Origin of the sequence: Martelella alba (assembly GCF_005217455.1) — a bacterium.
In the GTDB taxonomy this organism is placed as follows: domain Bacteria; phylum Pseudomonadota; class Gammaproteobacteria; order Enterobacterales; family Enterobacteriaceae; genus Acerihabitans.
On sequence record NZ_SZPQ01000073.1, the window covers coordinates 1 to 12095 of the forward strand.

11 protein-coding genes and 1 pseudogene are annotated in these 12095 nt (G+C 46.0%); 1 reads left to right on the top strand and 11 read right to left on the bottom strand.

Going from position 1 to position 12095, the window contains the following annotated elements; genetic code table 11:
- The 9 genes and pseudogenes from FCN80_RS26550 to FCN80_RS24750 form a co-directional block, all read right to left on the bottom strand.
- The coding region (locus tag FCN80_RS26550; protein WP_170975514.1) for a hypothetical protein at positions 1-1142 on the bottom strand (1142 nt) is incomplete at its 3' end.
- 288 nt (positions 1143-1430) lie between these two features.
- Complete coding sequence (locus FCN80_RS24710) at positions 1431-1676, bottom strand: hypothetical protein (protein ID WP_136992975.1); 246 nt, start codon at positions 1674-1676, stop codon at positions 1431-1433.
- A 22-nt stretch (positions 1677-1698) separates the two neighbouring features.
- Positions 1699-1977, bottom strand: coding sequence for a hypothetical protein (locus FCN80_RS24715; RefSeq protein WP_136992976.1), 279 nt, complete (start codon positions 1975-1977; stop codon positions 1699-1701).
- 1810 nt (positions 1978-3787) lie between these two features.
- Positions 3788-4528, bottom strand: a complete 741-nt coding sequence (locus FCN80_RS24720; RefSeq protein ID WP_136992977.1) for a metallophosphoesterase — start codon at positions 4526-4528, stop codon at positions 3788-3790.
- Between the two features lie 3 nt (positions 4529-4531).
- Positions 4532-5263: a queuosine precursor transporter gene (locus FCN80_RS24725; RefSeq protein WP_136992978.1), complete on the bottom strand. Its 732-nt coding sequence runs from the start codon at positions 5261-5263 to the stop codon at positions 4532-4534.
- Positions 5264-6189: 926 nt separating this feature from the next.
- The gene (tnpC, locus tag FCN80_RS24730; RefSeq protein WP_136992979.1) at positions 6190-7074 is read right to left on the bottom strand and encodes an IS66 family transposase; all 885 of its coding nucleotides are present in this window, start codon (positions 7072-7074) and stop codon (positions 6190-6192) included.
- A 408-nt stretch (positions 7075-7482) separates the two neighbouring features.
- Positions 7483-7863, bottom strand: coding sequence for a type II toxin-antitoxin system VapC family toxin (locus FCN80_RS24735; RefSeq protein WP_136992980.1), 381 nt, complete (start codon positions 7861-7863; stop codon positions 7483-7485).
- The gene (locus tag FCN80_RS24740; protein ID WP_136992981.1) at positions 7860-8081 is read right to left on the bottom strand and encodes a ribbon-helix-helix domain-containing protein; all 222 of its coding nucleotides are present in this window, start codon (positions 8079-8081) and stop codon (positions 7860-7862) included. The genes FCN80_RS24735 and FCN80_RS24740 overlap by 4 nt, the downstream gene beginning before the upstream one ends.
- 310 nt (positions 8082-8391) lie before the next feature.
- Positions 8392-8514 (bottom strand): annotated as a pseudogene (locus tag FCN80_RS24750) (transposase); the annotation flags it as partial.
- A 281-nt stretch (positions 8515-8795) separates the two neighbouring features.
- Here FCN80_RS24750 and FCN80_RS24755 point away from each other — a divergent pair.
- Positions 8796-9335, top strand: a complete 540-nt coding sequence (locus FCN80_RS24755) for a DUF2058 domain-containing protein (RefSeq protein WP_136992982.1) — start codon at positions 8796-8798, stop codon at positions 9333-9335.
- A gap of 405 nt (positions 9336-9740) precedes the next feature.
- Here the strand turns inward: FCN80_RS24755 and FCN80_RS24760 are convergent, their stop codons facing one another.
- Positions 9741-10907, bottom strand: a complete 1167-nt coding sequence (locus FCN80_RS24760) for a metallophosphoesterase (RefSeq protein ID WP_136992983.1) — start codon at positions 10905-10907, stop codon at positions 9741-9743.
- Positions 10908-11430: 523 nt separating this feature from the next.
- Positions 11431-11898 (bottom strand): DUF1203 domain-containing protein, encoded by a 468-nt coding sequence (locus tag FCN80_RS24765; protein ID WP_136992984.1) that lies wholly within the window; start codon positions 11896-11898, stop codon positions 11431-11433.
- Positions 11899-12095: the final 197 nt, after the last annotated feature.

A 12095-nucleotide genomic window follows, 5' to 3' on the forward strand; every position in this document is an offset into this window, starting at 1 on the left:
ATAAAGTCGGACAGCACTGGCGGTTCGGGCACAAGGCCATCCGGCTCCCCGGATAGCACATTAGACGGCCGACGCCGTGACTTTGTCGCCACTTGCTCCGGCATGGCGGACAATTGAGTCTCTTCCAGCGCTACCACATGGCCCGAGAACCGGCGCGTCGGACTGACATCGGGCCGCCGCGGCGGGTATTGTTCACTTATGAATGTATCCCTTGTGCCGCTCCCCGCAGACGTTTTCACCCCGTGATCGTCAGGGGGTATGGCGGAGGGCGCCACAACAGGTGTCTCGGAGACAGGTCGGACAATATCAGACGTATCCAATTGGCCGGGATTAGCAGAAGACATTAGAGAAGATTGTGTCGATGGGACGAGGGAAGGTTTGGGCGGGCGGTTTTTATAGATCGGCACCGCAAAAAAACGTGTGCCTTTATAGTTCGGATATTGGCTATCCGGCAAATACATCAAATTAAACGAAACCTCATCATCGTTTTCCTTCGCCGGATACTGATCGGCATCGGCATCGGCAGACGTGAACCGATCTCTAGGCGAATTGAAAGGGATTGTGGAGTCAGGCTGAGCTTCCAACGCGGGACGGGCAATAGGTCCGGATCGTTCGCTATGCAGGGTTGGCGACGGCAATGTTTGCGTCGCCAAAAGACCGACCAATGTGGCTTGAGTCACGTTGCGAATACGCATGACCCGAACAGAATGATTGCCGTGTGAGGACGTATTCGCTGTGTTGAAGTCTTGTGCCAGTTGATAAAGCGCCCGGCCTTGAACGCGATATTCCTCCTCTACGGTCTTATCCGAGGCCACGGGAAGATGGCGAGCGCGACTGACCGGCAATAAAAACAACGACAATATTGGTGAGTAAATAAATACGTCAGAAATATATTCTTGAAAAAACGATGGCACTCTAGTCACAACGGTAAGCCTCGATAAAAAGCCAATAAAAAACATTAAATCCCCCGCCAGCACCGTTCTTAAGAAAAACGCTCTTTCCAGCCAGATAGAACCGGGGGCGACTCCCACCTGCACGGGATCATTTTTGATGCTCAGACATGCGGCAATCCTCAAAGATAAAAACAGGAATAAAATACGGTTGAAATATTGTATTTTTAATCCCTGCAAAGGGTGTTTCACTTTCTCTCCCGATACGAATTAGCTGGACACGAGGGTGTCAATAACAAACGACGAACGAACACGGCCAACAAACAGGCAATGTGAGAAATAACGAGAAGGACGCCATTTGTTCCAGGGTGCTTCTAAGTAAGGGAATCATCAAGGGACGGCATCGTATTGGTTATAAGCATGCTTAGCCTTCCGTGGTGATCCGTGCCGCTATCAGAGGGATTTCGACGGCAATGCGGAATATCCAGCGCGCGTCCCCCGCCCGATGCGATAACATGCAATATGGCCTCGAACGATTTTCTAAAAGGCGTTGTCCAACAGCGCGCCATGTTGCAAATCCTGCAACACATTACACATGGCAATCGTGGCGTTTTGTTGTGAATTTTGCCAAACGGCGTGCTTGGTCCCGGCATCTTTCCAGTCAGCAAAATCGGGATGAACACTTTTTCCCGAGCCATTACCAGGAAGGGAATTTCTATTGTAACGGTTCATAAAAGAATGAAATTCAAAAAAAATATTGTCGAAGTTAATTTTATCAATATTCACATCGATATTTATCTTCTTTTGTTCAGATACCGACTTTTGCTCTCTGCCATGACCAGCATTTTCTATTGAAAAGTAATTTTATCGGCAATATATATTGTTGTTTTACACCGTCCATAGGCAAATTCAGCTTTCTGCTGGCACGAGCTTCCGGAGCCTCTTTTTGGAGGTTTATTTGGCCCATAGACCCCTCTCCATTATATTTAGCAATGGTTTTCAATTCTATTTCCCTGTCTGCGATGATAAAACAAAACACTGTGCAAAAGCAACTGTCAAAATTTTGATCTTCATAAAAATAATTCATAATAACATAATCCCGTATTAATACACACACTCCATCATCAACGATGATATTACTATCATCTGATGGCTGTATTTTCCATTTTCACAATGGATTACACGGCAATCATAAAACATTGAAGTGGGAGCAAATGATCTTAGAGAAAAACATATCAATTTGATTATGGGATATACTCGCCAGACATCAAGGTGCCTTAAACCGGCCACATTTCCTTCTCTCCGTCACATCGTCAGCTATGTTTCTGGAGCCTTGCTTATTTGCCGGCGTGATGCAATTTGCATTATTAAGATTAATATGAATTGTTTTATTATAATTACCTCGCTAACATTTGCAAGGCAGGGTCGTCTTCCGAACCAACGCGCCCAAGGGCTCGACTAACCCGTTATTACCAGAATGTCGTCCTTCCAATAATGGGACCCGGCGACGGATAAAAAAATGACCAGGTGTGGACACCCGGTCAATAATACGAACTGTTAAGTTCGCCAGGAGTAAATTGCAAAGAATTATAAGTGAGTCTGTAAAGTATCATAGACTACCTCAATAGTTCCTTAACGGTTCCCAATATTGTCAAATAGTTACTACTAAATACAACGCCTCACTTAGTCCATAAAGAGCATAATAAGCCAGCATGGCTTATTATAATGAGGCGATACACTCGTCATACTTCACGTCGCCTCTTTGTTGGCAACGCGCATTTATCCAATCACGGGGTCTATCATTTTCCTAAAGAGACTTGAGGGACATTTTGCCTCTTTGCCACACTCTTTTGACAACAACCGGAGCCGTTTAGGCACTATTGAGACCGAACATGCCATTATACAACCTCACTCTCATTCCATTGTGGTGAACGTTGTACCGGTCGGACTTTCGGGTCCGACCACTCATATCAGGGAAGGGGTTAGCGATGATTGAAAGCGGTTTTGCGGCATAAGGCAATAGTTTACATATTCGACTGTTGGGCCAGGAGAGTAACCGCGTCAGCATCTATCGCAGCAGGTATAACGGGAGTGACCGTTGAGTTTGACGGTTTTCAGCAGGCTAAGGATGGCCGCTATCCACTGACCAGCGCGTTGCTACCCGGCAAAGCGCCAGACGGACCAACCTTTCTGAAATCACTGTCGCCAACGGTAAGCTTATAGGCGTTTGCTTCAGACTTAGCCGCATCAACCTTCACATCATTGGGTCGTACTGACCCTTTTTGCAAAGGATCGATGCAGCGACGCAAATTCTCGGACCGACATCTACCCGGGGCCGTATTCACAGTGATGCGTTATTCTCATCTGCACTGGTGAACTCGGGTTGAGTGATATAACGAGTAAACCCTGGCGGTAACTAAACTACGCTAGAAGCCAGCAAGTGAAGGTTCCCCGCTCTGGTGACATTCTTTAGCGCCGACCATCAACCCTCGTCTCTCCATATATGTCAACTGCATTACCGCTTTCATCCGCACAATGTTTCTCAGATAGCCTGCCAGGCATGCCTGGTTATCTCGCATGCGCTATAGGATACATGGCCCTCGGATGGTCCCATTTTAGGAAACAATCTGAAAATTATCGAGTTGTTGAAGAAGCACAAAAGAATATGTATATATTGGGGAACGGACATGAGAAAGGTGCATATTCGGGGGAGTTCATATACGATAATTCAGAAATGTTTGAATGTAAATTTTCGCGACCTAACAAAAATAATCTCCACCACGGGTTTCATTCAAGGTCGCCACATTTCGTTGTCAATACAGAAGATCAAAAAGCATAAATCTTCCATAGAAAGTGAAACCCGTAGTGATAATGTCAGTAAATCTAAGCCCACGGAGCTACGTTAAACGGCAAACGGTTGAACTATAATTTTCTGAAAATTCTACAACTTTATAACCCCGAAGATCTTTAGTTTGAATTGTATCAGCCCCTGATTTCCATTGAAAACACGTGGCGGGGCATATCTCTATACTACAATCATTAATATAGGTTTGGTAAATTACATGCGCATGTCCACAATAAATCCCTTTAATTTGCTGATAGTTTTCGATTTTATTTAATAAAAGAGAATTATTACTTACCATACAGTTGTCGACTAAGGGAACACCCACGGCTACAGGATGGTGGTGCATAAATAACGCTATTTTTGATCGAGTGTTTTTGCTTATCACGTGTTGAAGTGTTAAATTATCTTCAGGCGTAAAAATCCCACTATCGCTGCCAAAAACTGCCGTGTCCATTTTTAAAATAATCCAGTCTTTTGTTTTGACCAATTTCTTATTCACGACCAATGAAGACGTCGCAAAGCACTCATTCAGGATTTTTTTATCGTCATGGTTACCTGGTATATAATGTATTGGTAGCTTCAATTTTTCCAATTCCTTCAATGCAAGGAGGTATGAATTAACAGTCTTATCTTCTGAGATATCTCCCGTGACAAATACTGCATCAGCTTTTATTTCGATATTGCTGATGATGTCATTTATGACGGCTTGCAGACAGTGGTAGGTATTATAGCCGTGCATACTACCTTGTTCATTAGAAAATAAGTGGAGATCAGAAATTTGTATAATTCTCATTTGTTACTCTTTAAAATAGTTATTTCTGTCCAAGCTGTCTTGATCCTTTTGAAATACCTTCAGTGGATTATAAGAAATACTCCAATCATAGTAGTCAGTCTTTTCAATTTTCTTTATTATTTGTGCCAAATAAACGCCTACTGGGAGCAACATTATAGACATAATGACTTTATAGCACCAAGTTGTACATATGATATTTATTAATTCATAAAACGTATATTTAGAAGTCATGCTTATTGGATACGCGGTAAGCAATAACATGGCTTGCGCCATCATGGCTGAACAAACGTATCTTAATATAAAAAATCGGCCAGAGAAATAAATTTTCAACTTAGACATTAAAAAACTGCCGCAAAAATAAGAAGCAGGCATGGATACCCATGTACCTAAGCATACCCGCCAAAAATCGTGGAATAATTTGTGGTAATGCATGGAAATCTCATTTGAATCTATCTGGATAATAGCGCAAATATTTATCAAACCCACATATATTGTCTGGCAGAAAACAACAATCCAAACCGTTCTTCCTCCTAATTTATAGCCATACACTTCTGTTGAAATTGCTGATAGCAAATAGAAAAGAGAGAAAATTATTCCACTTGCTGTTATCCGAAGTCCGTAAATATCAAATACCTTGAATACGACTGTGTCGCATACAACCATTATGGTAATGGTTAATCCGACAATTAGCCCATAAAGTTTATAATCTGTTTTCATGGCAACCTCTAAATTCATTCTTCATTCTTCATTCTTCATGTTTCATGTTTCATGTTTCATGTTTCATGTTCCTTGTTCCTTGTTTCTTGTTTCTTGTTTCTTGTTTCTTGTTTCTTGTTTGCCAGAAATCATTTTTTGGTTAAATAAATCCTAAGAAATTACTATTATATTGAACAATTCCTTATGCCTTTGAAATGATTTTATATTCAAAGTGCATTTCATTTTAACAAATAAGTTTCATTTTTTTTCAGTTTTCAATGGGTGGTTTAACTTCTATGGCATCTTTTCGACAGAGGGTGCTTTAGCCATCAACACAAAGATTATTTTTATCTCTTAAGTATCCACTTTGCTTCTATTGTTCTAAGTGTCCTGTTGCTTATATTGTGTGTTACACTTTTTAAAGGAGGCTAGGCCCTTTGAGCTTACGCTTTAGTGCTATACCCTAAACACGTCGAGTTGCATCGTGGCGGCAAGTGAACGACAAGTTCGTCGGGAACGAATTTGAACCGCCAACATCGGGCCTCCAGTGAGAGACAGGGTGTCTCTCATCATCCCCAGGAGCATAGCGCACTATGTGACTGGGGTGCCAACAAAGAGGCAGCTTAAAGTATGGCGAGTATAAACATATTTTTTTGCAAGTGATATATTTATTCATATTCAAAATGCTCTATTGAGTTATACACATGCCGCTTATTGTCACTTTTATGCCGGCTAAAATTATTAACAACAATACCGATAATCAAGCGACCGTGCATGTATCATCTTTAATTCAGTGTTATATTTGTTTAATTAATAATTCGCCATATTTTTATCGAAGTAAAACATATCACTCCCGCCTATTCCCCCCTTTATTACACACGTTATTGGCGATTATGGCCGTGCATTGGTGAAAAATCAGGGAGTCGAAAAAGGTTGGGTATCTTACAAGATGATAGATCTATTTGTCAGCGTCTTCTCAGCGTCGTCGGGTAAATTACTGACACATTCGACGTAAGGGTCATGACCGTTGAGTTTGGCGGTTTCCAGCAGGCTAAGGATAGCTGCCATCCGCTTCCGTCGCGCAGCGGACCGGCAAAAATCCACGCTTTCCTCCCCACCGCTATCGGGCACATAACATTTTCAGCGCGATTGTTATCAATGGGCACCCGGCCGTCATCCAGATAACGCAGCAAGACCGGCCATCGCTTGAGGGTATAGTCCAGTGCTTTGCGCAGCCCGGAGCCGGGCGCGGATTGCACTGCTGCAACACCGGCCGGGTATGGGAAGGCGGTCATTTGAGGCTGGGCATACCGTTTTCGCCATTGGCGTTTTTCAGTCGCCGGCCGGTGTTTGATTTTGCGCTCGAGCTTGTAGCGCTCGCGGATAATCTCGAGCGCGCGTTTTGCCACCGGGTTTTTATTGGTTTTGAACGGGTCAAAAAACTTTCGACGAGTATGCGCCATGCAACCGGCCTCCAACACCGTGGGCTCTTTCCCCTTCTTATCCTTTTCGAACAGTGTCTGGTAACCGCTATAGCCGTCCACCACCAGGGCTCCATGCCAGCCCTTGAACACGTCGCGGGCGTATTGGCCGCTGCGCCCCGGTTGACAGCCATGGAGCACGACGGCCCGGTCGGCGCTTTGCGCGCTGACGTAGGCCCACAGGTAACCGCGTTGGATTTTGCCTTTGCCGGGGTCGAGGATGGCGAGTGACGTTTCATCGGCCTGCAGCACCGGCTGTTGCAGCAGGTCGTGATGCAAGGCGTCGGGCAGGTTGAGCGTCACCGTTTCACTGCCGTTGTTCGTTGGCAGGCGCCGGAGGGGAATGAACGCGCCGACCGGCGGGGTCATGGTGATGCCGTCGCTGATGTGATGTTTTTTGAGCCAGGAATAAAAGCTGTTAGTCGATGATCCCAATTTTTCCGAAGACGATAAGGCATTACATTAGCAGCACTGCCATCTTTTTATTACTAGCGTTGAAAGCCGGTTTTTACCTCCGTAAACGTTAATACAGCCCTGAGTTGAGGCTTATCGCGGATACTGGATTTCAGGCACAAAAAAAAGTCCGTTGACGTCTATTAACGTTGCAGGCCGGACTCGAACAACCAAATAATTATTTATTTTTAGTAAGTGAGTTAGAGCTCCGTTTTATGGAAGCCCCCCAAAAGGCCCCAATCTGTTAAGCAGGGGCAAAGCCGACCTGTTTCTTTGCTGAATTTAGCACTGGTCAAACCAGATTGCGAGGCATTTTTAACCAGCTTAAAGCTGGTACGGCATGATCACACCTGACTCGGGACCAAAGTCTTTTGGATTGCGCGAAATCAGTGTTCTGGAGTTTACCTGAGCCGTCGCCCAGATGATCGCATCCGGCAATTTTATCTTAGATTCATGACGTATAATAACGGCGCGTTCGGATACTTCATCGGTCACCGGCAGTAACAAAAACTGCGCTAAAAACTGACGTGTCTGGGTTTCTTGCTCTGGCGACATTTTTTTGGCGCCGACCATCACCTCCATCCAGGTAATAACACTGATGGCCGGTTTGTGGCTAAATTTTTCAAGGGTGTCTTTTGCCTGCGCAATACCGTTAAGGTAATCAATCAAAATAGTGGTATCAAAAAGGGCCGATTGAGCAATCATTCCCACTCCTCGCGGATTTGATTTTCATAGACAACCCCATCAACCTTCTTGTTTCCCCATAAGCCAAATGCACTATTGCTGCTATCCACACGATTGTTTTCCAGATAGCCAGCCAAGGCTTGCCTAATAATCTCAGCACGGGCGACATGGCGGATGGCCTTCAGGTTATCCAACTGCCGGAGATCTTCATCAGGTAAATCGATCACGATGCGGGTCATTGGTATCTCCTCACGAATGATATTTGATATACACATCATATATCAAAGTAACGTTTTCTGCCACCACTTCGTTAGCACCCAGATGGGGGTTTTATGCTTTATCTATCGTCCCGGGTAAACTGCCGTGATCTGAGTACGCTCATGCCCCAGCTCTCGGCTTATGGTCTGGCGGGCGACGCATCCTGGGCACGCTCTGTGGGTGTTAGCATGCGGCTGGACTTTCCCCCTGCCACCGGAGCCGACCATCCCGTCAATGCCTGATATCGGGCCTGGGCGTAGTGATGTCGCAGCCCATGCATATTACTTAGCCCTGCCGTGGATGGACATCAAACTGCTGAGCCAGTTCGGCCAGCGTCTTTTCGCCGCGCGCGGCGGCCAGAGCCACTTTGGCCTTGAAGGCCGGCGAGGGGTTGCGACGAGGACGTTTTGCCATTTGGAAGCGCCTTAGAGACGAGCTGGATGCGTTTATGAAAGCCTAAGGTGTACATTCGTACTGAAGCTGACTGCTTATCCAATCAGACCAGGTGGTCAGCCCAGCGCCAAAAGCGCGCATGATTAATCAAGCGTTGTGTCTAATCCTGAAGGTAGGTCACCCCGGCCTCTGATAAATCCCTTCAAACTCAAGCCACACGGTGATCAGGTCCCGCAACCTGGTGCAGCCTCAAAAATTACAGGTATAATCCTACAAATTATTCAGCGGGTTTGGAAACGAAGATGACAAAACTCACCTTACAAGAGCAGATGCTAAAAGCGGGATTAGTGACCAGCAAAAAAATGGCTAAAGTCCAAAGAACGGCTAAAAAATCACGAGTTCAGGCCCGTGAGGCAAGAGCAGCTGTGGAAGAAAATAAAAAAACGCAACTTGAGCGTGATAAACTGCTAAGCGAACAACAAAAACAAGCGGTTTTATCAAAAGAGTATAAAGCTCAGGTGAAGCAACTCATTGAAATGAACAGAATCGATATTTCAAAAGGCGATATTGGTTTCAACTTCACAGATAATAATGTAATAAAGAAAATAGTTGTGGATAAGATTACTCAAGCTCAGCTGATTAGTGGTCGTCTCGCCATCGCTCGTTTGGTTGTTGATAACAGTAACGAGTGTGAATACGCTATTATCCCCGCGAGCGTAGCCGATAAAATTGCGCAGCGAGATGCCAACAGCATTGTATTAAATAATGCGCTTAGTCAGGAAGAGCAAGATGAAGAAGACCCGTATGCCGATTTCAAAGTGCCCGATGATTTGATGTGGTAATTAACATCTTGCAAATGCTTATGTATGAAAAGTCCCCCAGGGCTTTTCATTAAGATTCTATGTTCAGCCAGTCCGTGGAAAAACGCGGTTATTTCGGATAATTGCCGAAACCTCTGCGACCGGCCCTCGCCTGCTCCCCCACAACCGCGCGATCAGTCAGGTGAAAAATGCATTGCTCTACGCTATCTGACCAACAAAACCGAATTACGGAGTCGCGTAAGCGGTTGTGATTATGGATATTCCGATTTCTTTCCCGGACCTGACAAGTAGGGGATAGGCAGCCACATGAAGTCATGGTCAGCTACAGGTTCCGACGGTACTTATCTCCCTGGCGGCATTACCAACTGAAGAACGCGCTGGCGATGCCTTTTGGATCGTCGATACAATGGTCATGTTTTCGATACATTAAACAGCCGGCGGATCCGCGACCAGGCGCAGGAATGTGATTTCAGACGGTGCGGCCAGTCGTATCGGCGGCCCCCAATAGCCGGTGCCGCGGCTGGTATATACCCAAAGATCATTGAGCTTGTCCAGCCCGTGAACAAACGGCTGCTGTAACCGGATGAAGAAATTCCACGGCATAAACTGTCCGCCGTGCGTATGGCCGGACAATTGCAACGTAAAACCCGCCTGTGATGCGGCCGCCGCGGAGCGTGGCTGATGGGCCAGTAGCAGCCGGAACGGGATATCGCTCGGCGCACCCTGTATGGCTTTGGCCGGATCGCTCATGTGCGCCGGATCAACATTGCCCGCGCCGTAATCCGTCACGCCCGCGACGATAGCATTTGCGCCGTCGTGATTCACGACCACATGTTCGTTCATCAGCACGTTAAAGCCAAGCCTGCGAAACTCAATGATCCAGTTCTCCACACCGGCATAGTATTCATGATTTCCGGTGACAAAAAAGGTGCCGTGCCGTGCCGATAACGCGCCAAGCGGGCGCGCATCAGCCGCAAGTTGAGGCACGGTTCCATCGACGACATCACCCGTCACCGCAATCAGGTCCGGATTAAGCGAATTCACCGTCGCGACGATCTTCTCGACATAACCGCGTTTAATGGTCGGACCGATGTGGATGTCGGTGATTTGCACGATTGAGAACCCATTCAGCGCCGCCGCCAGCCCTGCGATGGGAACATCGATAATTTTTACCGGCGCATTCCGGCGCGCGTAATAAAGGCCCCACAATGTGAGGACGGCAGCCAATAGCGGCACACCCAGCGCGCTCGGCGCGATAAAATCCGCCATGATGGCGGCTACACCCCACACACTCTTCACGACGTAAAGCACGAGCAGCACGATATCGCGAAGAATCGTCAGCACCAATAGCGATGAGAAGAAACCCATTGTCAGATAGCCCACCCACGCGAGTAAGTCTGACAGTGGCTGTTTTTCGATGTTACGCGCGGCCATGCCGAGCGGGATCAACAACACAGACGCAACCAGCAGCAGCGCCGCGAGCCATTTTAACGGCATGCCGACCGGCAAGGCGGGAATAAGCCGCGCGCCGATATACACATGCAAAAGAATGATGACGCTGATTAGGCGAATGAAAAAAGCGGAACGAAGCATAGATAATCTTCCCTTTTCACAAGGGATCCCAATGAGAATTTATGTCCTCAACGCATGTCGTTGCATTGACCTCATACCACCAAGCCCATGCGTGGTCGTTCATGGCTGTAGCCCCGCGGTCATCCCACGGCGAAACTCTGTACGTCTGCAATATGCCTAACCCAACCTGATTTAGACAGCCATAATGTGCTGTTGAATCGTGCGGTATAAAAAGAGAAGACGCGCCGCCGTATCGCTTGCCGAGATCTTCGCCCAATATCCTTGGGACTTCGACTACGGCAGCCATCAGGGATGGGGCGTCGCAGTAACCTGCCGGCACGACTGGCCGGCGAGGTATGCGGCTGTTAGTTGAGCATACTCAGTCGCGTTTTGAATGTTTCGAAAAATGGGCAACAAAGACGTTTTATATACCCTTTGATATAATGGGCGCCACAACAATAGGATTATTGTTATCTATACGGAAATAATCTCACTTTTTCAAAATCCTCAGACGAGAAAAAATAAGTTGATTATCACTATTTTTTTAGCCTCGGGTTATTTTGCATGAAAAACACCCCTGTTTAGCATTATGAGCAAGGATGTATTCGGTTTGGGCAATGCCGAACATACGGAATATTTCTTCTTCCACTTCTTCACCAGACACCACCGAAGCATTAATTAACATATCATTTTCATCAAATGCGCGAAGCGACATAATCCGTTTGCGCATGACTTCAGGAAGGCAGTCTTGAAGAACTGCGGGCTCTATCTTTCCTTCCCAAATAAATATGGCGTGCGAGCCTCGATAGGGAGATGGACCATCCAAGTAAGTATGATTTAGTAATATACCGTTTTCCCCCACAGGAATATCCTCCAATGTAATCCTATCAGGATAGGCTGGATAATTATCAACTTTTATTCTTATTGCTCCATAGCCTTTCAATTCATCGTCTGATAATCCATAAAGGTGCTTAAACTCACGACCATTTAATCCGGTGATAATATAGGACATGATAGTACTCTCGCTTCAACTATTATTACATGTTGATAAATTTATAGCACAGCGCTGATTTCATCGGTAAGTCTTATTCTTGCTTTCTAATTCGATAATGTCTAATTTGCATGGCGACATACGGTAATCCCCCCGAAAAACCGGTGTGTTCATAAGTAGAATTTTCTCGTAACCTGAATCGGGGAGATCTCTATGAA